Below are 23,217 nucleotides of genomic sequence, written 5' to 3' on the forward strand. Positions count from 1 at the left end.
AACCCCTTCATACGCCGAATGGGAACCTCACGAGGATTTCCGGCTGGATTTCCGCGTGAGGTTCCCATTCGACGACAAAGAGGTTGGGCTACAGCGCCTTAAGCTCCTCGATGACCGCGGACACCGACTTCTTGGCATCCCCGAACAGCATCGAGGTCTGCGGCTGGAAGAACAGCGGGTTCTCGATACCGGCGTAGCCCGAGCTCATCGAACGCTTCAGCACGATCACCGAGCGCGACTCGTCGACGTTCAGGATCGGCATGCCGTGAATCGGGCTGGACGGGTCGTTACGCGCCGCCGGGTTGGTGACATCGTTGGCGCCGATCACGATGGTGACATCGGTGCGGTTGAACTCGCCGTTGATGTCATCCATTTCCTTCATGGCGTCGTACTCGACGTCGGCCTCGGCGAGCAGCACGTTCATGTGGCCGGGCATGCGGCCGGCGACCGGGTGAATGGCGTACTTGACCTCAACACCCTTGCTCTCCAGCAGATCAGCCATCTCCTTGACGGTGTGCTGGGCCTGCGCGACGGCCAGACCGTAACCGGGCACCACGATCACCTGGTTGGCGTAGGCCATCTGGATCGCTGCGTCGGACGCAGACGTCGCCTTGACCGTGCCCTGTTCGGCCGAGCCAGCGGCGGCCGCGGTGTCACCGCCACCGAACGAGCCGAACACGATGGCCGGAATCGACCGGTTCATCGCGACGGCCATCAGGTTGGTCAGGATCGAGCCGGAGGCGCCCACGATCATGCCGGCGACAATCATCGCGGTGTTATTCAGCGCCAGACCTGCGGCGGCGGCAGACAAACCGGTCATCGCGTTGAGCAGTGAGATGACCACCGGCATATCGGCGCCACCGATGGGGAACACCACGAACAGACCCATCACACCGGCGAAGACCAGTACCGCGACGATCCACCAGACCGGCAGTCCGGGGTGCAGCCCGATGTAGACGGCAGCGCCGACCGCGGCCAGCAGCAGCACGATGTTGGAGGCCTGGAAAAGCTTGGCGGAAGCGACAAGCCGCTTCTCGACGTTCTTCGGGATGGACTCCTGCAGTTTGGCGAAGGCCACCAGCGAGCCCCAGAAAGACACCGAGCCGATGACCGCGGCGAACAGCGATCCCACCACCAGCGCCACGGTCGGCGACTGATCCGGCTTGAACTCCGAAAAGCCCTTCGTCTCAATGAATTCCGACCAGGCGATAAGAGCCACGGTGCCACCACCGACACCGTTGAACAACGCCACCAGCTGCGGCATGGCGGTCATCTTGGTCTTCAGCGCCGGCGGAATGCCCAGTACGACACCGATACCCAAACCGGCACCGATCAGAATCCAGTCCAGCGTGGTGGCGCTCTCGCTCACCTTGATCAGCGTGGCCAGTACCGCGATTCCCATACCGACGGCGGCAATCCAGTTGCCGCGCACTGCGGTCTTGGGCCCGGTCAGGCCGGACAGACCGTAAATGAAGAGGGCGAACGCGGCGATGTAGAGAACATCGACGAGGTAGTTGAGGCTTTCGGTGCTCACTTGGCCGCCTCTTTCTGCTCAGGCTTCTTCGACTTGAACATGCCCAGCATGCGGTCGGTCACCAAGAAGCCACCGATCACGTTCAGGGTTCCGAAGATCAGCGCGACGAACGCGATGATCCGGGTGCCCCAGCTGGCGTCGGCGGGCAGATTGCCCAGCACGATCAGCGCACCCAGCACCACGATGCCGTGAATGGCGTTGGTGCCGGACATCAATGGGGTGTGCAAGGTGTTGGGCACCTTGGAGATAACGGCGAATCCAACGAACCCGGCAAGCACCAGGATCGCGATGTTGGCCAATAGCTGTCCGTACATGTCTAGGAGACCTCCCGGGTAACGCAGGAGCCCGCGACGATCTCATCATCGAAGTCCGGTGCCAGAGCGCCGTCCTTGATGAGGAGTTCGAGAACGGACGTGATGTTCTTGGCATACAGCTCGCTGGCGTGCTCGGGCATGGTGGCCGGCAGGTTGAGGGGCGACGCGATCGTCACACCGTGCTTCACGACGGTCTGACCGGGCTCGGTCAGTTCACAGTTGCCGCCGGTCTCCCCCGCGAGATCCACGACGACAGAGCCGGGCTTCATGCCCTCGACCGCCGCTGCGGTCACCAGACGCGGGGCCGGACGCCCGGGCACGAGCGCCGTGGTGATGACGATGTCGAATCCCTTGATGGCCTCTTCCAGCGCCTGCTGCTGCTTCTGACGCTCTTCCTCGGTGAGCTCGCGGGCGTAGCCGCCCTCACCGGCCGCATCGATGCCGAGATCGAGCCACTGGGCACCTACCGAGCGGACCTGATCTGCCACCTCGGGGCGAACGTCGTAGCCGGTGGTACGCGCGCCGAGCCGCTTGGCCGTGGCCAGGGCCTGCAGACCGGCCACACCGACACCGAGCACCAGTACCAGCGCGGGCTTGACGGTTCCGGCGGCCGTGGTGAGCATCGGGAAGAAGCGGGTCGATTCGGTGGCCGCCACGAGCACGGACTTGTACCCGGCAACGTTGGCCTGTGACGACAGCGCGTCCATCACCTGTGCACGGGAGATGCGCGGAATGGCCTCCACGGCAAAGGCTTGCACGCCCGCGCTCTTGAGCGCACCGATGCTGTTGTCGGCATTGCGCGGCGCCAGGAAGCCGATGAGGGTCTGCCCTTCACGCAGGCGAGCAACCTCGGCGGGCGAGGGCGGCGCAACCTTGACGACGACATCGGCAGACCAGGCGTCACCCACACTTGCACCGGCCTCGGTGTACAGCTCGTCGGGCAGTAGCGCGCGCTCGCCGGCACCGCTTTCTATGACGACGTTCACACCCTTGCCAATCAGGCCGGCGATCGCCTTGGGCACCAGCGCAACGCGGCGCTCGTCCTCACCCGACTCCCGGACAACTCCGATAGTGACTGGTTGATCGGTCATCTACTCGCCCTTCACCCTGTGGTGCAGCATGCCGACGGATACTAAGGAAAGGCATGCTTGTTAACAAGTCTTCCGTTTTTGTAAATCCTGCAAAGGTCGTTAACCAGGGCAAGGACCGTGATCTGGCACGCGTTCCGACTCTCTCGGCAGCCCCGGCGGGGTGCCATCCCCGAACGGTCTGCCCCCCAGTGTCTCGCGTCCATGCGGGGTAAGCCAGCCACTCAGATCCGGCCCCTTCGGGACAATCCGAGTGGGGTTGATATCGGTGTGCACCACGTAGTAGTGCTCCTTGATCTGCCCGAAATCGACGGTGTCACCGAAGCCCGGTGTTTGGTACAGATCCCGCGTGTACGCCCACAGCACCGGCATCTCGCTCAGCTTCTGGCGATTGCACTTGAAATGCCCGTGGTACACCGGATCGAACCGGGCCAACGTGGTGAACAGCCGAACGTCCGCCTCGGTGATGGTGTCCCCCACCAAATATCTCTGTCCGGCAAGCCTTTCCGACAACCAATCGAGTGCGGTGAACAGGCGATCGTAAGCGGCGTCGTAGGCATCCTGGCCTCCGGCGAAACCGCAGCGATAGACGCCGTTGTTGACCTCCGTGTAGACGCGGCGGTTCACCTCGTCGATTTCGGTGCGCAGCGCCTCGGGATACAGCTGTGGCGCACCCGGCCGGTGATACTCAACCCATTCAGTGGAGAAATCCAGCGTCATCTGCGCGTAGTCGTTGGTCACGACCTCGCCGGTGGCCTCTTCCACGATGGCGGGCACGGTGATGCCGCGGGGATAGTCCGGATACCGCTTGAGATAGGCATCGCGCAGGAAGTGGATACCCAGGACGGGATCGACACCACCCGGATCCAGATCGAAAGTCCAGCTGCGCTTGTCGTGCGTGGGGCCACAAAGCCCGAGAGATAAAACGTCTTCCAAACCGAGGAGGCGACGGACGATGAGCGTCCGGTTCGCCCAGGGACAGGCACGCGCGGCGACGAGCCGGTACCTCCCAGGCTCTACCGGATAGCCGTCGCGGCCGTCTGCCGTGATCCGCGTATTGATGTAGTTGGTATCCCGCTTGAACTCACCGGGCTCGACGTACTTGGTGTTCTCCGGGTTCTGGCTCACACACTCCAGTCTGGCACCGTCAGCATTCGAGGCGACGTCCTTCAGCCGGCCGATCCGTCAGGTTCGCCCTTCTCGTTCAGCGGATGGCCACCCTTGACGCCTTGGACGATTCCCGATGGAAATGCCGACGTCGTATTGGAGCCTGCACTGGGCGCACCAGGTATCACCAGGCACGTGGTATCCATCGCGACGCCCGGCAGATTCGGCCAACCCCTATCCGAGTGATACTGGGCGAAAGCGTTGATCTCCATGTTGACCGTTCCCTGCCCATCCGGGTCCGGCTCCACACGGTAGGCCGTCAGCTGTGCCATGGCGGCATTTTCGGGGTCGGCCGACGACTTCTCGAGATTTACTTCAACACCCGGCAAGGTCTGGGGTGCGCTTGCCGACGACATGGGCCTCGCCACAGAGCCGCAGTGGACATAGGTCAGCACCCATCCGTTCTGCAGGGCCTTCCGTGTCTCTCGGGTGACAACGTCCAATGGATCGCCGTGTGTGAAAGACGCAGTCCTGACCACCGACTCACGTGAGATGTTGTTCAGCCCGTTGTACGAGGCGTGGTACGCCTTGGCGGGAGCAAGCCAGGCATCCGCCGTCAGCCGGGCAGATCGCGCCGAGTCAACACTGTTCGGCTCAAAGTTCTCGGGATGCTTAGGACACGACGCGGCCAGCACGAAAACCAGCAACAGCGCCGGTGAAAGTCGTAGGACCTTCACTTCGGGATCACCTCACCCCATGGCCGATAGCGCGTTTCTCCACCGAACGATATTCGGTTGTTGACGAAATCATCCTTCGGGATTGTCATCTTCTGTCCAGAAGAGGGCTCGTAGATTTCCAGTGAGTCGCCCTGCATTCCTGTCACCAAGACGATGTGCCCGTTCACTCCGCTGCCGACGAACAGCGGAACTGACTGACCGGACTGGACAGCCGCTGTGATCGCCTGATAGTCCCCAGACGGGCCCAGCGGATTAGCCACCTCGAATCGATACGCGCTGCCCGGGACACCAGGACCGCCGGGCTTGCCCATCTCATCAGCGGCGCCTCCCGGGGGTGTCCCCAACGACTCGGGCCAGGTCGTGCCCCAACCCGGGACGATCGCGTTGTTCGTCGAATCGTGCATCTTCTTGGCTTCATCCGCGAACTTGGATGTGACCTCGGCGCTGGTTATCGATTGTCCAGACTGTGGCGGTTCGGACCCGGTCGCGTCATATCCCGTGAGCATCTTCATCGCGTACACCGGATCGTTGATCATCTTGGCGACAACAAGCGAGGAAGACCCGCAGGTGGTGCCATCGGGTTGCGTCAGGACGCCCGGATGATTCTTCGCGTACTCCACCGGGTCAAGCTCACGCACCTGCTGATCGTCCATGAGCGCCAACTTGTCCGAGAAGCGTTGCAGCGTATTAATATCCCCGCCCCGCGCGAGGGCGGAGATGATCCAGTTCCGTCGGGCCTCATCCTTCGCGTTGTCGAGCATCGCTTGCGCCTTGGCGCGATCCTCGGGGCTCATCGCCGCCAGGTTGGCATCTGCGCGCTCCTGCACGCCCGGCCGCAAACCGGTTCCGTCCTTATGACCATCCGGATCGTCCTTGACGCCGGACCAATTGTTGACCGAACCGATCGCACCTGCCGCCACGGAGGTGTGGTCGGGCAGCGTTATGCCCTCCACCGCTTTCCCGAGTTCACCCTTCGCGGTGTTCACCGCCTTGTCGGCGTCCCCATACGCGCCCGCGAGTTCTTCGACACCGTGCACGACATCGCCCACAAGCTTCCGGACATATGGGATGGCGTCCCATGGCGCCTTGGGGATGTTGCCCCAGTCGACGTCGTCCTTGAGCGAGGCGAATGCGTTATGCCACCGTTCCCGCGCCTTCTCCATCGACCCGCCAAACGTGTCGAGCGAGGCTGCCACCCCGGTAGCGGCCGGACCGATCGTCGTGGATCGTGTCTTGAAGTTCGCGATGCTGGTGCGCGCCTTATCCCCGGTCGTCTCACCGTACGGATCACCCGGCGTACGCCCCCACACCGTTTCGGGGATCGTGTTCTGAGCCTGCTGAACATCGTTGGCGTGCCATTCCCCCATAGCGGGCGCCATTTCCCGCCAGCGAGCGGCTACCTCGCGCACGGTCGCCGGGTCCGGAGGAGGTGGCTCGGTGGCCACCGCGATGACCTTCCGGACAGCACTGACGACCTTGCGCGCTATCGGCCAGACCGTGCTCACGGTGATCTCGCCGATCTGTCGCAGGTCGGCGATTACCTGCTCCAGCTGTTTTTGCGTGTCACCCAGCGTCATCGCGCGCCGGCCCTAGTTGAGCACCGGAAACTTGATTCCGGTGTCGCTGAGATTGCCCGCATTGCGCTGATCCATCTCGACAAGCGCCTTGGTGCACGACCGGATGTTCTGCGAGATCTCTTTTTGCACAGCGGTAACCGTGCTGAGCGCGCCGGACACCCGGCTCCGCGCAGCGTTCATGGCATCGCTCAGGTCACCGAGGTCCTTGCCCTCCGTGGCACGCAACTTTCCCTTGGCGAACTCGACATGGGTATCCGTTGCGTCGAGTTGTGCCGCGCATTTCTCCGTAGCTACCGGGTCGATCTTCATGGGCTCCCCCTCCAGACATGCCCTTTCCGCATGTTAGCCCGGAACCGGTGGCCCAACCACCCCTTGGGGATAGACCACTTAGCGCGGCAGAGCAGCGGTGAGGTAGTTGCCCTGCTCGATGAGTTCGACGACGTCCTGCGGCAGATCCGGAATGTCGATTCCGTAGGCCGCAGCCAGTTCCAGCGCATGTGCGCCGTGCACCGTCCACCCGCGCGCGGCGAACCACTCTGCGACGTCAGCCCGCTCTTCGTCGTAGAACAACGAACTGATGTCCACCTTCGACATGGGATGGCTATCGTCGGCGTACTTCTTCTGGACCTCACCCCACTTGGCGATATCGGGCCGGCCGCGCGTGGCTTCCACGGCAACCTGGCTGCCCGGCGCCGAGAGCGCGGCAACCCGCTCGAACAGCAGATCCTGTGCCGCAGACGGCAGGTAGACGATCAAGCCCTCCGCCGACCACGCCGTCGGAGCCTCAGGGTCGAAGCCTGCGGCGAGTAGAGCGGCAGGCCAATCGTCGCGCAGGTCCACGATGACCTCACGCCGGTCACTCGTGGGGGTGGCGCCCTGTTCGGCCAGCACACGGTCCTTGAACTCCAGCACCTTGGGCTGATCCAACTCGAAGACCTTGGTGCCTTCCGGCCACGGCAACCGATGCGCCCGCACATCCAGCCCGGCAGCGAGGATCACTGCCTGCGTGCAGCCGGACTTGGTTGCGTTTACGAAGAATTCGTCGAAAAACCTGCTACGAAGACCGATCTGGCGAAATGCGGTCGTCGGGTTCAGCGCCTGGGCATCGGGATTGTCCAGCAGCCCAATCAGATGCGGCTCACCGGCGGCCCGCACGAAATGCTCCGCGTACTCGTCGCGCACCAGGGGATCAGGCTGCGCGTTCTCGACCGCGCGAGCCGCCGCGACGCCCAGGGCGGTGAACCCGACGCTCGACACAATGTCCCAGGAATCGCCCTCGCTGCGCGACCAGTCCTTGTCCTCGATATTGGTCATAACGTTCCTTTCAAGCAGGCAGTGTGCAGGTCAGGTAATGCATCGAACCGGCGAGCTCCCGGATGTCCTCGGGGACTTCCGGATACTGCACGCCATAGCGTTCTGCCAGATCAAACATGTCCACCCCCAGCGTGTTCCATCCTCGTGTGGAGAACCACTCGACGGGCGGTGTCTTCTCCTCGTCGTAGAACAGCTCGGTGATGTCGATCTTGCCGAAGGTGTCCTTCTCGGATCGGTACTTCTGCTCGACCTTGGCGAATTGACTCACGCCCAGCACGCCCGTGGGGCCCTCGATCGCGGCACGACTGCCGGGGGCCGACAACTCAACAATCCTCTCGAACAACAGTTCCTGCGCGACGGCAGGCAGATACGGCAGCAGTCCTTCGGCTGACCATGCGGTGGGCTGGCTGGGATCAAATCCAGCCTCCTTGAGCGCGGCCGGCCAGTCATCACGCAGGTCCACGGCCACCGCCCGACGATCACTGGTCGGCGCTGCGCCCTGCTCGGCATACACCCGGTCCTTGAAGGCCAAGACCTCTGGCTGATCCAGCTCGTAGACCGTGACCCCGGCGGGCCAGGGCAGCCGATGTGCCCGTGCGTCCAATCCGGCGGCAAGGATGACGGCTTGCCGGATGCCAGAGGCGGCGGCATCCAGGAAGAATTCATCGAAGAACCGGCTGCGCATACCCATCCCACGCAGATACTCGAACGGGGAGGCCCGGGGCACATCGCGTTTGGTGATCGTATCGATCAAATGCGGTTCTCCCGCTGCGAGCACGAAATGCTTGGCGAACGGGTCGACGATCAGCGCGTCCGGTCGCTCGCTCTCCACGGCACGCTGCGCACTGACCCCCAACGCGGTGTACCCCACGCTGGACACAATGTCCCAGGAATCCCCCTCGCTGCGCGACCAGTTCTTATCCTCGACGTCTGTCATGGCGTCCTCTCAGCTTGTCCGGGTAGCGGTGAAAAACTTTGTACGCAGCAGTGTTTCGAATGATCGGGGTATTTCCCCGAACGGCCTGCCGTATCCCACGGCCGCCTCCACAAGGTCGATTCCCGCGACGGTCCAGCCTCTTTCAGCAAGCCACGACGTGGTATCTCGCCGGGGATCGTCGTACCAGAGTTCGGAGACCTTCGGCTGACCAGGAGAATCTGCATGCGACGGCATGTCCCGCTCAAACTGTGCAATCTCCCCGGGCAAGGGACCCAGCTCGGCCGCGATCCGGCTTCCGGGAGCCGACAGCTCATGCAACTTCTCGAAAAGTGCGTCCTGTGCCACCCCGGGCAGGTAGGGCAACAGCCCTTCCAGAGCCCATGCGGTGGCCTGTTCGGGATCGAACCCGGCCCCCACCAACGCATTCGGCCAGTCATCACGCAGGTCGACGGCCACCGGCACCCGACCGGCCGCCGGACCAGCCTCCGCCCCGGCGAGTACTTGATCTTTGAATTCGAGAACCCGCGGTTGGTCCACCTCGAAGACGGTCGTACCCGTGGGCCAGGGCAATCGGTACGCACGGGCGTCTAATCCTGCGGCCAGAATGACCACTTGCCGCACCCCGGCTCCGGCCGCATCGGCAAAGAAGTTGTCGAAGAATCGCGTCCGCACACCGACCCAACTGGCATTGGCACCGGCGAGGCCGCTGATGTCGCCGGCGGCCACGGCTTGGGCCAATTGCGGTTCGCCGGCGGCGGCAACGAACTTCTCGGCGTACTCGTCGTGTGCCAGTGGCGGATCCAGTTTCGCGTCGAGTGCTCGAGCGGCCGCGACCGCCAGCGCGGTGTAGCCGACGCTCGTGACGATGTCCCAGGTGTCTCCGTCGGTGCGCGCCATGGTCATGCCCCCAGAGATGCGGTGAAGTACCGGCTCTGCCCCATGGCATCCGTCAGCTCATGCTCACCGGCCAACGGAGCCCGGTTGTACCGCTTCAGCAGTTCACCCGCTGTGGTGGCCTCGACGGTCCAGCCGTGCCCGGTTAGCCACTGCGCCGGATCCTCGCGCTCGTCGGCGAACCAGAGGCTCGATGGGGGTGCGTCCTCCTCGACGATGCTCTTGAATATCCGGCGCAGTGCGCCGTCTTCGTTCTCCATAGCGCTCGACATCCGATCTGCCTGGGTACCGGGGGCACCGAAATCCTCTACGGCAACACGGCTTCCGGCCGCGGACAGCATGACAATGCGCTGGAACAGCAGGTCTTGCGCGGTACCGGGCAGGAACGGAAGCAGCCCCTCGGCCAGCCAGGCCGTCGGCTGGGTGGCGTCGAAACCCGCCGCTGTGAGCGCCTCGGGCCAATCGTCGCGGAGGTCGACGTGCAGGTCGTGGACGGTAGTCGTGGCCCGCACCCCGTGCTCGTCGAGAACCTGTTTCTTGAACTCGAGCACCTTCGGAAGGTCAAGCTCATAGACCGTGGTGCCCGGCGCCCAGGGCAGCCGATACCCGCGGACGTCGAGGCCCGCCGCCAGGATCACCGCCTGGCGCACACCCGCATTTCCCGCAGCCAGGAAGAACTCGTCGAAGTACTTCGTCCGCGCCCCCAGATAACTCGAGAACAGCTGCACGTCGGGCTCCTGGGCGACAGTGGGGTCCTCCAGGAGCTCGGAAAAGATCGGCGCCTCAGTCTTGGTCGCAGCCACAAAGTGCTGCGCATAGTCGTCCCGCGCAAGCGGCTCTGCCTTACGCGCCTCGACAGCACGCATGGCAGAGACGATGAGCGCAGTCGCGCCCACGCTCGTCACGATGTCCCAGGTGTCACCTTCGGTTCTGGCCACAGCAGTGTCTCCCATCAAACGCGCATGTCAGGTGTGCGTACATCTAAAAATGCAGGTCACGGGGTTTTACCCATGAAAAGTTTGCACAACTAACTACAGTACGCCGATTGACTGGGAGCGCCACTGATCCTTTTCGAGATGACAGATGCGAGAGGACTACTTGCCCTTCCAGACGGGTGCACGCTTCTCGGCGAACGCCTGCGCGCCCTCCTTGGCATCCTCGGAGACGAAGATCGGCATGAGGATCTCGCCCTGCTTGGCGAAGGCTTCCTCAGGGGCCCAGCTTGCCGACTCGATGACAATGCGCTTGGTGGCCGCGACGGCTAGGGGCCCATTGGCGGTGATCTTGGCAGCCAACTCCAGCGCGGCCTCCAGTGCCTGACCATCGTCGACGAGCCGGTTGATGAATCCGTACCTGGCGGCGTCCTCCGCGGTGAACGAGTCTCCGGTGAGCGCCAACTCCATGGCTACCTGGTACGGGATTCGCTTCGGCAGACGCAACAGGCCACCGGCGCCGGCCACCAGACCACGTTTGACCTCGGGGATGCCGAACTTGGCACTCCGGCCGGCCACCACCAGATCACAGGACAGTACGAGTTCAGTGCCGCCTGCCAGGGCGAAGCCCTCCACCGCGGCGATGATCGGCTTACGCGGCGGCACATTGGTGAAACCAAGGCCGCGCTCGGACAGTACCGCCTCGCCGCTTACGAATGCCTTGAGATCCATTCCCGCACAAAAATTTCCACCCGAGCCGGTGATGATGGCGACGGACAGGTCGTCGGAGCTGTCCAGCTGATCCGCCGCTGCGGCGAGCCCCTGGCTGACGGCCCTGTTTACCGCGTTACGCGCGTCCGGACGGTTGATGGTGATCAATAGGACACGGTCACGCTGTTCGATCAGGACTTCGTCGGCCATGACATTCCTCCAGGTGGTCGGTGAGTTTGTTTCTTGATGCTAGCTAGTAGCAGGAATCAGGCTGCGAGCCACCGAAAGTAGCCTCGGAACACCCTGGTCCAGCTCGGCGAAGAAGGGGTCGTCGGTGGTTCCGGCGAGATGGCGCTGATAGGACACCTCCAGCAAGGTGGCGAGCTTCCACCCACCCAGCACCTGGTAGTAGATCAAATCCTCTGGTGTCCAATAGCTTTGGTCGCCAGTTCGGGCTCCACGGTAGGCCTCGGCGATCTCGACGTGCGAGGGGCAACCCTCTTGCGCGGTCACCGAACCGGTGAGCTCCGACATGGCGACCTCCCCTCCCGGCTCGGGGGTCATGTACAGCAGATATCCCAGGTCCGCCAGTGGATCGCCGACGGTCGCCATCTCCCAATCCAGCACCGCGGTAATCCGCGCCGTGGCCGCGTCGACCAGCACGTTGTCCAGCTTGTAGTCGCCGTGCACGACGGCCGCGGGGCGGTCTCCCGGATAGTTCTGGGTGAGCCACGCGGTAATGGCCGTGTGATCCTCCAGATCACGGCCGGTGGGCAGCTCCTTGATGGACTCCCATTGCCCACCCCATGTCTTCAATTGTCGTGCTAAGTAACCTGATTCACGACCCAACTTGGCCTCCACCAACCGCATCGGGTCCGCATTGTGAATTTCGGCCAATGCGACCGCCAGATCGAGCACCAGCTCCCGGCGCGCCGTGCCGACGAACCACTCCGGCGAGACGTCCCTGATCACCTCGCCTTCCTGACGCTCCATCAAATAGAACGGGGCGCCGAAGATCTCCGCATCGGTGCTGGCCAGCGTCACGCGCGGAACCCGCACCTGGGCCGCGCTGAGCGCGTCGAGCACCCGGTACTCACGCATCACGTCGTGCGCACCGGCCTGCAGCCGTCCAAACGGTGGGCGCCGCATAATCCACTGCACACCAGAGCTTCCCGTGACCACATAGGTCAGATTCGAATGTCCGGCCGAGAGCCTCCGGACGCTGACCTCCTCCCCTAGCTCGCGGTTGAGGTACGCCAGCAGGCTCGCGGGAATGGCATCGGCGTCCAGCGACACGTCGCCGGCGGGGCCTTCGGGTGAAGCGGACACGTCCTTGTGCATGGGTCATGTTTACCTGACGGCACAAACGATCAGTGAGGGGCCGGGACATTCCTTAGCGGTTCGCGCTGCCAACTGGGCCGATGTCCCCCACTATTGGTGTCCAATGAACCTCTCTACCCGCCTCATCGTCATGAACTTCCTGCAGTTCTTCGTGTGGGGAGCCTGGCTGTTGACGCTCGGGGCGTACTGGTTCAACGCGAAGCACTGGTCGGGAGCGCACTTCGGGGCGGTCTTCTCCACCATGGGTATTGCCGCGATCCTGACGCCGCCGATCATGGGGGTGATCGCCGACAAATGGGTGAACGCCGAAAAGCTCTACGGGATCTTGCATCTGGGCGGAGCCGCAGCGCTGTTCAGCCTCCCCCAGGTGAACAGCCCCACCGTCTTCTTCTGGGTTCTGCTGCTCAACATGCTGTGTTACATGCCGTCGCTGTCCCTGGCCATCACCGTTGCCTTCAACGCCCTCAAGGATGCCGGCAAGGACACCGTCGTCAGCTTCCCGCCGATCCGCGTGTGGGGCACCGTCGGATTCATCGCCGCATTACATACGGTGAGCCTGCTGAAGCTGGAAACCTCGGCCGGCCAGTTCTACGTCGCCGGAACGGCGGCGCTGCTCCTGGGGCTCTACGCGTTCACGCTACCCAGCTGTCCCCCGAAGCTGGACCGCACGCGCAGCACCACATTCGCCGACAGATTCGGCCTCACTGCCTTCACCCTGTTCCGTCACCGCAATATGGCCGTCTTCTTCGTCTTCGCGATGCTGCTCGGCGGTGCGCTGCAACTCACCAATGCCTACGGCGACACGTTCCTGCACGACTTCGCCGCCATCGACGAGTACAAGGGCCTCTTCACCGTCGAGCATCCAGCGATCATCATGTCCATCTCACAGATCTCCGAGACGCTGTTCATCCTGGCCATCCCATTTTTCTTGCGCCACTTTGGAATCAAGGGGGTCATGCTCATGAGCATGACCGCTTGGACATTGCGCTTCGGGCTGTTCGCCTATGGCAATCCCGGCGCCGGGCTCTGGATGATCGTGTTGTCCTGCATCGTCTACGGCATGGCCTTCGACTTCTTCAATGTCTCAGGCCAGCTGTTCGTCGAGGACCAGTGCGACCCCGCGATCCGGGCGAGCGCGCAGGGCCTGTTCATGTTGATGACCAATGGGGTCGGCGCCATGCTGGGCAGTCTCATCAGTGGAGCCGTCATCGAGTACTTCTTCACCTATCCGGATCAGAGCAAGGACTGGCATGGCATCTGGTTGAGCTTCGCCGCGTACTCGTTGGTGGTCACGATCGCGTTCTTCCTGCTGTTCCGCCACAAACCGGGCGAGAACGCCGTCAAAAACGCGCCCGCTACCGTGGGGGTGTGACGATCTCCAACGCTGAATCGACCGCCTCCCCCGCAGACAGCCCTGTGGAGGGCATCTGGAACTTCCGGGATGTCGGCGGCGCGGATTCACCCGTCACCCTCAGACCGGGAGTGCTGTTTCGGTCTTCTGAACTGAGCGGTCTGACCGCGGCGGGCGCCCAGACACTGCGCACCCTCGGCATCACTGATCTGTATGACCTGCGCAGCCCCACCGAGATTGCACGCACCGGTTCTGACCGGGTGGACGACGCAATCCGGGTACACGAGGTTCCCTTCGCCACCCCAGCTGCCGGGGAGGAGCGCGCTCCGCATGAAATCGCCTACCGGCAGATGATGATCACGAGCATGACTTCGGGCCGTGGCCCGGATCCGGCATCCCAAGTGGAGTTCATGCTGGCCGAGTACCGCCGGTTCGTCGAACTCCCCGGCACGCTCGTCGCCCTCAAGGCAGTTGCCAGCCAACTCGCTAGCGGTGCAACAGCTTTGGTGCACTGCGCGGCGGGCAAGGACCGTACCGGTCTTCTGATCGGGGTGTTGCTGCACACGGTAGGTATCGACTATGCCGATATCGCCGCGGACTACCTGCGCAGCAATGCGGCGATCGGCGCGATGCGGGCTCATATCTCGGCACAGATGGCTGCCGCCGAACCAGAGCTGGCGCAGACCATGGCCGCGATGCTCTCCGATGAGGTGCTCGGCGTTCGCGAGGAATACCTCGACACCGGATTCAGCGAAATCGCAAAGCTTTTCGGGTCACCCGAGGCGATGGTCACTGCTGCCGGAATCGACGGCGATGGCCTTGCAGCACTGCGGAAAGCACTGACCTAGAAGACGATTCAGATCAGTACGGCACCCAGCCAGATGCCTGCCGATACCATCGCGCCCACCATCTCGATACCGATCGAGGTGGCGACCGCCTTCACAGCCGTGACGGTCGCGGCCCACGCCTGCTTCTGGCTGCTGCGGCGCAGGAATTCCGCGAGGTAGATACCGAGCACGAAGCCGATCACCAACCCAACCACCGGGATGACAAAGAACCCGATGATCGCCACGACGCCGCCAAGCACCAGGCTCAGCGTGGGCACTCCTGCCTCGCGCATGCGCGCAGCGGGCCATACGTATTTCACTACCGTGGTCACGACGGCCAGTGCCACCACAATGCCAAGGACCACCCAGGCTTTGGTGGTCGATTCGACGAGGGCCCACGCCCCGATGGAGAGCACCACCAGCGTGGTTCCGGGAACCATCGGCACCACGATGCCGACCATCCCGATGGCTATCCCCAGGGCGACGAGTAGCAGTCCGCCGACACTCATCAGAGGGGCGGCTAAGTCAGTTCGACATCGCTGGCAAGCCAGCGTCCGTCGACCTTCTCCATGGTTATCTGAACGCGGCTACGGTCCATGCGCGCATCCGGAACCGCCACATTGGACACTGCCTGATCGATGAACATGAGCACCTCGACCTTGTCGGGCGTCGCCGACTTCACCGCGGAATCGACCACAACACCCGTTGCCTTGGCCTTGTTCTCGATCATGACCTGGCGCAGCGTGGTGCTGGACTCGGAGTACTTCTGCTTGAAGTCACCGGTAGATCTGTCCAGCGTCTTGCTGGAACTCTCATCGAGTTTGGCGCTGTCCACGTTGATCATGACGTTGGCGAATTCCTGTGCCGCGGCCAGTGCCTCACGAGACGACCGCTCCTCGATGCGCTGCTCCTCGTAGAGCCGCCCGATGATGGCAGTCCCGGCGGCGATCGCAATGACCACCAATGCGGCCGCGGTCAAGGCCCAATGGCGGGCCCCGAACCGCTTCGGGCTCTGTTCCTCTTCGTCGGGTTCGAGGCTGATGTCCTCGTCATCGACGTCCTTGGAATCCTTCGAGCCCTCGGCGTCCTTCGAATCCGTGGAGTCTTTCTCAGATGCGTCCGCATCGAGGTCAGCGACCTCTTCTGCTGCAGCTTCCGTTGCCTTGTCCGCCGAGGATTCGACCTTCTCCGCATCCGAGGTCACCGCAGACTCATCCGCGTTCTTGGCGTCCTTGCCGGCAACGTCATCTGCCATGGTTGTGCTCCTTGCGCGTGTTGCTTGGTACCGGTCCGAACGTACCTAGCGTCCGGTAGGTGGAGTATTACCGAAACCGGGTGGCGGCGCAGGTGCATCGGGAGGCAGAGGCGCATCCCCGGGAATCGGCAGAGGCCACTGCGGTCCACCATACGGCGTCGGAATACTCCACTTACCGCGCGGCGTCGGATCGGACACCTTGGACAGATCGGCGTTGGGCGGCGGACCCGCGGTGTCGTCGTCGGCCGGACGCGGAGCGTTGCGAGCACCGCGCACCAGCATCGCCGGGTCCGGATTGGCACAGTACGTGGAGTACAGCGCCGGTTCGTAGAAGCTGGCATCCGAGACGGGCTTGCGCGGTGTCGCGTAATCACATGTGGGTCGCGGATACAGCAGGTCCGCGAGCGCCCAGATGGCGCCATCATGGAAGATCGTCGCCGCGCTCTCCAGCGCCGACCCACGCACCTCGGGTCCAGGGAACAGCGCGTTGAGCGCCGGGACGCGCACGTAGTTCAACTGAGCGACCGTCGCGAGATTGCCCAACAACTGCACCATGGTGTCGGAGTTGTCGGTGAAGAGATTGTCCACGCTGTGCAACGTCTGCGGGGCGCGCCCGAGCAGCGTGCGGAAGCCGCCATCCATCTTCTTCAACCCGCCGAAGGTGCTCCCCAGCTGCTGGCCGGTCGCATCCAATCCCGCATTGAGGTCGACGAGCGTCGAGAAAGTCACCTTGCTCGACTTCAACAAGGTCACCGTCTCCGGCAACACACCATCAAGGGTCGTAATGAGGAAGGTGCCGCCGTCGAAGATGTCGCCAAGCTTCTCCGGGCCTTGCGTGCTGACGCCGAGTTCCTTACGGATTGTGCTCAGCTTCTCGGTATCAAGCTGTGCCAGCAGCCCATCGGAATCGGCCAGCACCTGCGCCAGGGTTATCGGAGTGGTCGCCTGACCCAGCGCGACCACGCTGTTGTTCTTCAGAAATGGGCCGTCGTTCGTCGTCGGCCGGAAGTCGAGGTACTGCTCACCAGCGGGCGATAGTCCGGAAACCCGCACCTCGCTGTTGACCGGCAGCTTCACGGCGCCGTCGATCGCCGCGGTCGCGACCACGCCGCCCTTCTCGAGATTGACGGACTGCACCCGGCCGATCGGCACTCCGCGCAGCGTCACTTCCTGATTCGGCAGCAGCCCACCGGATTCGTGCAGCTGCACCTTCACCTGGTACTTGGACTCGATCGGATTGACCTTCAGAGTCCCGAACATCACGTAACCGACGCAGATGACGAGGATGGCCACCAGGCCCACTACGGACAGCCATTTCCAGCTGCGCTTGAAGACATCGGACAGCGCAACCAGCCCTCGCGAGAGCGATTCCAGCAGACCGTGGGACTGGGTGGGTCCCGTCGCGGGGGCGGTCATCGGCCCGGTCCCGGTTCGGGCGCAGGTGCCGGCGCGGGAGCAGGCTCCGGAGCAGGCGGCATGGGCGGGTTCGGTCCCTGACCCACGACGCGTTCCTGCAACCGGTACAACGAGTACTTGAAGCTACCGACCAGATAACCCCAGTCGGCCTGCTTGGGGCCATGGAAGGTCGGATCGCCCTTGTATCCCGCGTCGGGCCAGTTACCCAGCGCGAGCTTGGCCATGTTCACATCGACGGCCAAGGCACTACCCGCATTCGCCTTCACCAGCACCGGAAGCAGCCGGTTCAAGGCGACCAGGCTGGTGTCAGGGCTCACGGCAATGTCGTTGAAGCCCCGCGCAATCGAGTTGAAATCGGCGATCATGCTGCGCGAGTCGGTGCCCTGGATCGACGGGAACTTCGCCAGCTGATCGGAGATGTGGCCCGCGGTGTCGGCGAGATCTCCGACCTGGTCGGGATCAACGGCCTTCAACGCCGGCGCACCGGCCTCCAGCAGATCGTTGATGGTCTTCTCCCGAGCCGACAGTGTCGCGGCCAGCTGGGAAGTCCTGTCCAACGAGTTCTGAATCTGTGAGGACCTGCCGTTGAGCGTGCCCATCAACTGATCGGACTGCTTCACGATCTCACCAAACACGATGCCGTTACTGCCATTACCGCCAGAAGACTTACCGAGCCCGTTCACCACATGCGTCAGATTGCGGATGACGCCACCATTGACCAGCACGGCAGCGGAGGCCAGCACACCTTCGACGGTGGCCGCCGACGACGTGTTGTCCAGATCCAGCGTGCCGCCATCCTTGAGGAGCTGACCGGTGACCTTGGCAGGCGGAGTGACCGCCACGAACACATCGCCCAATGGGGTGGCCGTGCGCAGTTGCGCCGTGGTTCCGACGGGCAACCGCACGCCTTCTCGGATACGCAGCTGGACTACCGCGACATAGTCGACGGCTTCCATCGACTCGACCTCGCCGACGTCGGCTCCGCCGAGACGCACCTTGGCCTTCGCGGGAAGGTTGAGCGCGTTGGCGAATCGCGCGGTCAGCTGGTAGGACTTCGAGCCCATGTTGGGGGCCGGAAGCGGCAGGCTGTCGAGTCCCGGTGGGGTGCACGCAGATACAGACAGCACACCGGCCGCAGCCAGCGCGGCGACTCTCAGCTTGGAAACCTTCAAGCGGCTCATCACTGCCCCATCCTGGCCATGCCGTCGAGCATGTAGGTCAGTCCGAAATCGGGTCCGTAATCGGCTGGCGTTCCGGTGCTGCAGCCGAGCTGCCGCAGACCCATCATGTTGCAGATCTCCTTGGTGAACTGGCTCTCGAAGAGCAGCTTGTCCAACAGCGGGTGCAGGCGGATCGACCCGTTCACCGGGTCGATGACTCGGTCCACGTTGTCGAGCGTCAACGGCAGCAGATCCAGAGTTTCCTTGAGTTCACGCTGGTTGTCGGTCAACGACTGCAAGGTGACATTGCCGTTTCCGATGAGGCCCTTGATGACGTCGCGGTTCTTCTCGAGGAGTTCGGCGGTGCTCTTCAGCACCTCGTTGGCCTTGCGGCCGGTGTCCCCGGTGCCGAATCGCTCGGCGGCCAGCACGTCCGCCGTGCCGTGTACCGCGGAACCGAACTGACGAATCGCCTTGTCGTTCTCCCCCATCGCGTTCACCAGCGAGCTCACGCTCTTGATGATCGTGGTGAGCTGATCCTTGGTCTCGGCTCCGTCGGTGGTCATCTTCAATGCCTTCGACAGCTCATCGAGGGCGGTCTTAACCTGTTCACCGTTACCCGAAGCGGCTTGCGCGCCGATGCTGACCAGGTCGGCCGCCGGCCCACCGCCCTTTCCGTCGCCCTTCATCGCCGAGGCGAGCTTGTCGACAGTGGCCAGTACGCGGTCAAACCCCACGGGCGTGCGAGTGCGGTCGAGCGGAATGACATCGCCATCCTTGAGCACCGGGCCCTCGGTATACGGCGGACTCAACGCCACGTGCCGATCGGTGAGGACCGAGCTGGTGAAGGCGGCGGCAATGACATTCGCCGGTACCTTCACGTCCTTGTCGACGTTGAACTTGACCTCGACATACGTGCCCTTGGCCTCTACCGATTCGATGGCGCCCACCGGCAAGCCGAGTACCTCGACCACATTGCCGACGAAAAGGCCAGAGCCTTCATCGAATTGGGCGGTGACGGAGATCTTGTCGTCCACCACACCGGCCTTGCGCAGCCCCAGGTAGCCACCAATCGCGGCGGCAATCACCAGCACCGAAACCACACCGATTATGAAGACGCGGCGCGCGGTGGACCCCTGCTGTGTCACGTTCACGCTCATGCGCAGTCCTTGAAGTACTCGAGCAGACCCCATTGCTCCGCGCGGCTGCTGATCGCGCACATCCAGTTGTCCACCACCAGACCGTTGGTCAGGTTGATGTTCATGGAGTACGCCGAGCCGGTGGCATTGGTCAGGTTCCTCAGCGGGACGGGCAGGATCTGCAACAGGTTTCGTACGTAGTCGTCATGGTCGCTGGCCATCGCCGTGACTTCCCGCAGCTGCTGCAACAGTTTCTCGAATGCGGGCCGGTCCTTGACGACGACCTTGCTCAGCAGGTCGACCACCTTGGTGATCGAGGCCATCAGGCGCTGGAACGATGCCTTACGGGATACAAACTCTCCCAATAGGTCCCGCCCCTGGAAGACCAGGTGCCCGAGGTTGGCCTGTTGCCGATGCAACGTGGCGGTGACGGTGGACGCACTCTTGAGCAACTCGCCGATCTGCGTGCGACGGGTAGAAACAATCCCCGAGAGTTCCTTCAGGTTCTTCATGGCCTCGGGCAGCGCCTCGGGCAGCCCCTCGAGCTGCTTTGCCAAGATGTCGATGGACTGCGCCAGCTTGGTCGTATCGACCTGTTCATAGGTGGCAGCGGTGTCCGCGAGCAGCGCCTGCAGGTCGTATGGCACCTCAGTGTGCGACAACGCGATTCGCTTGTTGGGAATGACCCCTGCACCGCGCGGCCGCAGCTCGACGTATCGCGAACCGAGCAGCGTGGTGGTCTTGATCGCGGCCTGGGTCTCGGCGCCCAGCTTCACCTCGTCCCGAACGCGCATGTCGACCAGGACCTTGGTGCCATCGAGCACAACGCTTTTGACTTCGCCGACATCAACCCCGGCGACACTGACGTAGTCGCCCTTCTTGAGCTGTGCCGCCTGCGCGAACTCTGCCTTGTACCGGGTGTATCCGAAGCCGATCTGGCGGAACAGCAGCATCGACGCGATGATCGCCGTAACGACACCGACGGCGATCATGCCGATCCAGAACTTGCTGCGGTCTTCTAGCCTGCGTTCACGGGGGCTCATTCGATCCCTCGGCATTTCGGTGTGTACTTCGCGACACCACCGTGCGTGGCGTGCCGGACAATGGCGGGCACCAGGTCATTGAGGCCCGGGAAGAATCCGTTGATGTTCAGCTGGCAGGCATACGAATTGCCGTACGCACCGTCTTGCATCGTGCGGGCCAGTCCCTTCAGGAGCAGCGGCAGGTTGGAGCCCAGGAAGGCGAACTGGTCCTTGTTGGCAAGGATGTGCGCTGCAGTGCCCGGCTCGCGATAGACGAGCTCCTGCAACTGCGGGTACACGTTGTCGCCGATGGTCTGGATCCGGCTGACCACATGCGTGGCCGAACCGATGGACGAGACCAGGCTCTGGCGGCGGTTATCCAGCTCCCCGACGACGTTCTGGCTCTGCACCACGAGCTGGTCCAGATTGTCGTTCTGCTTGGCCACGTTCTCCAGCACCGTGTTGAGGTTCTCGATGAGCCCACCCAGCGACTGATCGCGCCCGGCAAAGGATTTCGTGATCTCGGTGGTCTGCGCCACCACATGGGCCAGCGCGCCCCGGTCACCGGCGAAGGCGTCGATGAGCCCGTTGGACAGGTTGTCCACCTGCTTCGGATCCAGCAGGGTGAACAGCGGCTCGAATCCGTTGAGCAGCGCGCCGACGTCGAAGGACGGCTCTGTGCGCTCCACGGGAATCACGCTGCCTTCGGGCAGGCGCTCCGGGCTGCCGTCCAGACCACGAGAGAGCGAGATGTATCGCTGTCCGATGATGTTCTGGTAGGTCACCGAGACGATCGAATTGCCGTACAGGTTCTGGTTGCTCTTCACCCGGAACTTGAGCTTGGCCAGGGAGCCATCCAGTTCGATCGAGTCGACGCGGCCCACACGTACACCTGCGATGCGCACGTCGTCGCCGACGCGCACACCCGTGACATCGGTGAAGATCGCGCTGTAGCTCTTTGTCGAGCCTGTGGTGTCGCGGCGCAGCGTGCCGTACACCAGAGTCGTCACGCCGATGGCGAACACGACGAATAGCGAGAGTCCGATCACCGCGGCCCGGAAGTTCTTCATCGTCCGCCTCCCTCGACCGCATTGGGCTGTACCGAATCGCGGCTCACCGAAATCGTGGTCCCGCGAGCCACCGGGCCCAGCAGCAGCTGCTGCGAGGCGCTGGGATCTCCGCCCAGCGCCTTGCCGAGCTGCGCGCGCTCCATCGCGCTTCCGACCGGCCCGACGTTCCCACCGAAGGATGCGGGGGCCACTCCGGCGGGTGCCGGGTTAGGTGGCGGGCCGAACGGCGGCAGCACCGGGTTGGCGGCCCGGTCGACTTCCTGTGGGTTGGGGCCCGTGCCGTGCAGCATGATGTCGGCTGCGGTCGGCGGGAAGATGGTTCCCGGGGGCGGCGCGATATCCGGCGGCGGCTTGTAGCTGCCCGGCTGCAACACCTCGGGAATGTCGATCCACTGGCGCGTCTCCGGTGCGGTGGTGCAGCTGGGTCCGGCCAGCTCGCCGTACCGGGGGCAGTCGTCGCGGACATAGGTCCACGCCGGGCTGAACGACAGGATCAGGTTCAGGCCCAGGACCTGACGGCCGGGATCCCAGCCGTTCTCGAAAATCGCGTCCGACAGCACCTTGATGCGCGATGCGATCGGCACGAACTGGCCCGAATGCTGTGCCAGGACACCGACAACGGGCGTCAGGTGCGTACCGATGCCGATCATCTGGTCGATGTGGTTGTCGATGGCAGTCGATGCGGTGCCCGCGGTGTGCAGACCGGCCGAGAGCAGCCCCCGCACATCGGATTGCTTCTGGGCCAGGGTACGCAGCGGCACCAGGGCGTTCTCCAGGTTGTCCAACAGTCGCGGTGAGGTGGTGCTGAGCGCCGCCGACACCTTCTCCAGCGCCGCGATCGTCGAGGGATCGTTCGGGCTGGCAGACACGATGGCGTTGAACTCGGTGAGGATGGATTGCAGCCGGGCGCCGGAGGTCAGCAGCTTGTCGCCGCGCCCCTGGGTGGCTTCGCCGAAGACCCCGATCAAGCCGATCGGTGCATCGCCGCGTTGCCGTTCGGTGGCGGCAAGCACCTGACGCAGCTTGTTCGTGGTGGTCTGGAACAGCACGGTCGGCAGCTTGGTGTCCTCGGTGATCACCGCACCGTCGCGCAGTGCGGCACCATCGCCGTTATCGACCAGCTGCACCGACGACACCGCGAACACGTTGCTCGGCACCACCCGCGCGGTGACCGTGCTCGGAATGCCGCTGGCGTGCTCGGACTTCAGGTCGATGTGCACGATGTTCGGCTTGCCGTCTTCGGCCGGCGTCACCGACGTGACGGCGCCGACGAGCATGCCGCGGAATTTCACGTCGGCACGTTCGGGCAGACCGTCACCGACGTTCATCAGCTGCGCGTTGACCTTGACGGTGTCTTCCAGCAAGCCTTTGGACTTGGCGAGTAGTAGCCCGGTCACCAATCCCAGGATGGCCAGCACGGCGATGCCGGAGAGAAGCAGCGCGCGATCGGACCAGCCGCGGCCGCTAGATGAGAATGAACCACCACTCACG

Annotated in this window: 23 protein-coding genes; 2 read left to right on the forward strand and 21 right to left on the reverse strand. The window is 63.5% G+C overall.

What is annotated here, in order from left to right; translation table 11 throughout:
* Window positions 1–88 precede the first annotated feature (88 nt).
* From HBA99_RS23150 to HBA99_RS23210, 13 genes are all read right to left on the reverse strand, one after another.
* On the reverse strand, window positions 89–1,534 hold the full coding sequence (locus tag HBA99_RS23150) for an NAD(P)(+) transhydrogenase (Re/Si-specific) subunit beta (RefSeq protein WP_070922353.1): 1,446 nt from the start codon (window positions 1,532–1,534) through the stop codon (window positions 89–91).
* Entirely contained in the window at window positions 1,531–1,848 is a 318-nt protein-coding gene (locus tag HBA99_RS23155; protein ID WP_030097415.1) for an NAD(P) transhydrogenase subunit alpha part 2, read from the reverse strand. The genes HBA99_RS23150 and HBA99_RS23155 overlap by 4 nt, the downstream gene beginning before the upstream one ends.
* 2 nt (window positions 1,849–1,850) lie before the next feature.
* Window positions 1,851–2,939, reverse strand: a complete 1,089-nt coding sequence (locus HBA99_RS23160) for a Re/Si-specific NAD(P)(+) transhydrogenase subunit alpha (protein WP_070951865.1) — start codon at window positions 2,937–2,939, stop codon at window positions 1,851–1,853.
* 99 nt (window positions 2,940–3,038) lie between these two features.
* The gene (locus HBA99_RS23165; RefSeq protein ID WP_064409920.1) at window positions 3,039–4,064 is read right to left on the reverse strand and encodes a glutathione S-transferase family protein; all 1,026 of its coding nucleotides are present in this window, start codon (window positions 4,062–4,064) and stop codon (window positions 3,039–3,041) included.
* 41 nt (window positions 4,065–4,105) lie between these two features.
* The gene (locus HBA99_RS23170) at window positions 4,106–4,780 is read right to left on the reverse strand and encodes a hypothetical protein (protein WP_070916044.1); all 675 of its coding nucleotides are present in this window, start codon (window positions 4,778–4,780) and stop codon (window positions 4,106–4,108) included.
* On the reverse strand, window positions 4,777–6,357 hold the full coding sequence (locus HBA99_RS23175; RefSeq protein WP_057965544.1) for a hypothetical protein: 1,581 nt from the start codon (window positions 6,355–6,357) through the stop codon (window positions 4,777–4,779). Before HBA99_RS23175 ends, HBA99_RS23170 begins: the two co-directional genes overlap by 4 nt.
* Before the next feature lie 12 nt (window positions 6,358–6,369).
* A complete protein-coding gene (locus tag HBA99_RS23180) occupies window positions 6,370–6,666 on the reverse strand; it encodes a hypothetical protein (protein ID WP_030097420.1) in 297 nt (98 codons plus the stop codon).
* A 78-nt stretch (window positions 6,667–6,744) separates the two neighbouring features.
* Complete coding sequence (locus HBA99_RS23185) at window positions 6,745–7,671, reverse strand: class I SAM-dependent methyltransferase (protein WP_030097421.1); 927 nt, start codon at window positions 7,669–7,671, stop codon at window positions 6,745–6,747.
* Window positions 7,672–7,681: 10 nt separating this feature from the next.
* Window positions 7,682–8,608, reverse strand: coding sequence for a class I SAM-dependent methyltransferase (locus HBA99_RS23190; RefSeq protein ID WP_030097422.1), 927 nt, complete (start codon window positions 8,606–8,608; stop codon window positions 7,682–7,684).
* Between the two features lie 9 nt (window positions 8,609–8,617).
* Entirely contained in the window at window positions 8,618–9,505 is an 888-nt protein-coding gene (locus tag HBA99_RS23195; protein WP_030097423.1) for an SAM-dependent methyltransferase, read from the reverse strand.
* 2 nt (window positions 9,506–9,507) lie between these two features.
* Window positions 9,508–10,440, reverse strand: a complete 933-nt coding sequence (locus tag HBA99_RS23200; protein ID WP_030097424.1) for a class I SAM-dependent methyltransferase — start codon at window positions 10,438–10,440, stop codon at window positions 9,508–9,510.
* Window positions 10,441–10,596: 156 nt separating this feature from the next.
* On the reverse strand, window positions 10,597–11,355 hold the full coding sequence (locus HBA99_RS23205; RefSeq protein WP_030097425.1) for a crotonase/enoyl-CoA hydratase family protein: 759 nt from the start codon (window positions 11,353–11,355) through the stop codon (window positions 10,597–10,599).
* A 39-nt stretch (window positions 11,356–11,394) separates the two neighbouring features.
* The gene (locus tag HBA99_RS23210) at window positions 11,395–12,486 is read right to left on the reverse strand and encodes a phosphotransferase family protein (protein ID WP_030097426.1); all 1,092 of its coding nucleotides are present in this window, start codon (window positions 12,484–12,486) and stop codon (window positions 11,395–11,397) included.
* Between the two features lie 103 nt (window positions 12,487–12,589).
* Here HBA99_RS23210 and HBA99_RS23215 point away from each other — a divergent pair, with 103 nt between their 5' ends.
* Window positions 12,590–13,858 (forward strand): nucleoside permease, encoded by a 1,269-nt coding sequence (locus tag HBA99_RS23215; protein ID WP_044105413.1) that lies wholly within the window; start codon window positions 12,590–12,592, stop codon window positions 13,856–13,858.
* Window positions 13,855–14,685, forward strand: coding sequence for a tyrosine-protein phosphatase (locus HBA99_RS23220; protein WP_030097428.1), 831 nt, complete (start codon window positions 13,855–13,857; stop codon window positions 14,683–14,685). The genes HBA99_RS23215 and HBA99_RS23220 overlap by 4 nt, the downstream gene beginning before the upstream one ends.
* A gap of 8 nt (window positions 14,686–14,693) precedes the next feature.
* Here HBA99_RS23220 and HBA99_RS23225 read toward each other — a convergent pair whose 3' ends face one another.
* The 8 genes from HBA99_RS23225 to HBA99_RS23260 are packed head-to-tail and all read right to left on the reverse strand — an operon-like array spanning window position 14,694 to window position 23,216.
* Window positions 14,694–15,173: a DUF456 domain-containing protein gene (locus HBA99_RS23225; RefSeq protein WP_030097429.1), complete on the reverse strand. Its 480-nt coding sequence runs from the start codon at window positions 15,171–15,173 to the stop codon at window positions 14,694–14,696.
* Between the two features lie 11 nt (window positions 15,174–15,184).
* Complete coding sequence (locus HBA99_RS23230) at window positions 15,185–15,919, reverse strand: hypothetical protein (protein ID WP_057965552.1); 735 nt, start codon at window positions 15,917–15,919, stop codon at window positions 15,185–15,187.
* 45 nt (window positions 15,920–15,964) lie between these two features.
* Complete coding sequence (locus HBA99_RS23235; RefSeq protein WP_030097431.1) at window positions 15,965–17,335, reverse strand: MlaD family protein; 1,371 nt, start codon at window positions 17,333–17,335, stop codon at window positions 15,965–15,967.
* Entirely contained in the window at window positions 17,332–18,516 is a 1,185-nt protein-coding gene (locus tag HBA99_RS23240) for an MlaD family protein (RefSeq protein ID WP_030097432.1), read from the reverse strand. Before HBA99_RS23240 ends, HBA99_RS23235 begins: the two co-directional genes overlap by 4 nt.
* The gene (locus HBA99_RS23245) at window positions 18,516–19,655 is read right to left on the reverse strand and encodes an MlaD family protein (protein WP_070951864.1); all 1,140 of its coding nucleotides are present in this window, start codon (window positions 19,653–19,655) and stop codon (window positions 18,516–18,518) included. Before HBA99_RS23245 ends, HBA99_RS23240 begins: the two co-directional genes overlap by 1 nt.
* Window positions 19,652–20,677, reverse strand: a complete 1,026-nt coding sequence (locus tag HBA99_RS23250; RefSeq protein ID WP_030097434.1) for an MCE family protein — start codon at window positions 20,675–20,677, stop codon at window positions 19,652–19,654. Before HBA99_RS23250 ends, HBA99_RS23245 begins: the two co-directional genes overlap by 4 nt.
* Window positions 20,674–21,726: an MCE family protein gene (locus HBA99_RS23255; RefSeq protein WP_030097435.1), complete on the reverse strand. Its 1,053-nt coding sequence runs from the start codon at window positions 21,724–21,726 to the stop codon at window positions 20,674–20,676. Before HBA99_RS23255 ends, HBA99_RS23250 begins: the two co-directional genes overlap by 4 nt.
* Complete coding sequence (locus HBA99_RS23260) at window positions 21,723–23,216, reverse strand: MlaD family protein (protein ID WP_030097436.1); 1,494 nt, start codon at window positions 23,214–23,216, stop codon at window positions 21,723–21,725. The genes HBA99_RS23255 and HBA99_RS23260 overlap by 4 nt, the downstream gene beginning before the upstream one ends.
* Window position 23,217 lies beyond the last annotated feature (1 nt).

It is taken from the genome of Mycobacteroides chelonae (assembly GCF_016767715.1).
In the GTDB taxonomy this organism is placed as follows: Bacteria; Actinomycetota; Actinomycetes; order Mycobacteriales; family Mycobacteriaceae; genus Mycobacterium; species Mycobacterium gwanakae.

Bases quoted from the DNA above. Each gene is read 5' to 3' on its own strand.
- HBA99_RS23155 (WP_030097415.1), bottom strand. From the start codon at position 1,848: ATGTACGGACAGCTATTGGCCAACATCGCGATCCTGGTGCTTGCCGGG.
- HBA99_RS23160 (WP_070951865.1), bottom strand. From the start codon at position 2,939: ATGACCGATCAACCAGTCACTATCGGAGTTGTCCGGGAGTCGGGTGAG.
- HBA99_RS23175 (WP_057965544.1), bottom strand. From the start codon at position 6,357: ATGACGCTGGGTGACACGCAAAAACAGCTGGAGCAGGTAATCGCCGAC.
- HBA99_RS23180 (WP_030097420.1), bottom strand. From the start codon at position 6,666: ATGAAGATCGACCCGGTAGCTACGGAGAAATGCGCGGCACAACTCGAC.
- HBA99_RS23185 (WP_030097421.1), bottom strand. From the start codon at position 7,671: ATGACCAATATCGAGGACAAGGACTGGTCGCGCAGCGAGGGCGATTCC.
- HBA99_RS23190 (WP_030097422.1), bottom strand. From the start codon at position 8,608: ATGACAGACGTCGAGGATAAGAACTGGTCGCGCAGCGAGGGGGATTCC.
- HBA99_RS23195 (WP_030097423.1), bottom strand. From the start codon at position 9,505: ATGGCGCGCACCGACGGAGACACCTGGGACATCGTCACGAGCGTCGGC.
- HBA99_RS23205 (WP_030097425.1), bottom strand. From the start codon at position 11,355: ATGGCCGACGAAGTCCTGATCGAACAGCGTGACCGTGTCCTATTGATC.
- HBA99_RS23210 (WP_030097426.1), bottom strand. From the start codon at position 12,486: ATGCACAAGGACGTGTCCGCTTCACCCGAAGGCCCCGCCGGCGACGTG.
- HBA99_RS23215 (WP_044105413.1), top strand. From the start codon at position 12,590: ATGAACCTCTCTACCCGCCTCATCGTCATGAACTTCCTGCAGTTCTTC.
- HBA99_RS23225 (WP_030097429.1), bottom strand. From the start codon at position 15,173: ATGAGTGTCGGCGGACTGCTACTCGTCGCCCTGGGGATAGCCATCGGG.
- HBA99_RS23230 (WP_057965552.1), bottom strand. From the start codon at position 15,919: ATGGCAGATGACGTTGCCGGCAAGGACGCCAAGAACGCGGATGAGTCT.
- HBA99_RS23235 (WP_030097431.1), bottom strand. From the start codon at position 17,335: ATGACCGCCCCCGCGACGGGACCCACCCAGTCCCACGGTCTGCTGGAA.
- HBA99_RS23240 (WP_030097432.1), bottom strand. From the start codon at position 18,516: ATGAGCCGCTTGAAGGTTTCCAAGCTGAGAGTCGCCGCGCTGGCTGCG.
- HBA99_RS23245 (WP_070951864.1), bottom strand. From the start codon at position 19,655: ATGAGCGTGAACGTGACACAGCAGGGGTCCACCGCGCGCCGCGTCTTC.
- HBA99_RS23250 (WP_030097434.1), bottom strand. From the start codon at position 20,677: ATGAGCCCCCGTGAACGCAGGCTAGAAGACCGCAGCAAGTTCTGGATC.
- HBA99_RS23255 (WP_030097435.1), bottom strand. From the start codon at position 21,726: ATGAAGAACTTCCGGGCCGCGGTGATCGGACTCTCGCTATTCGTCGTG.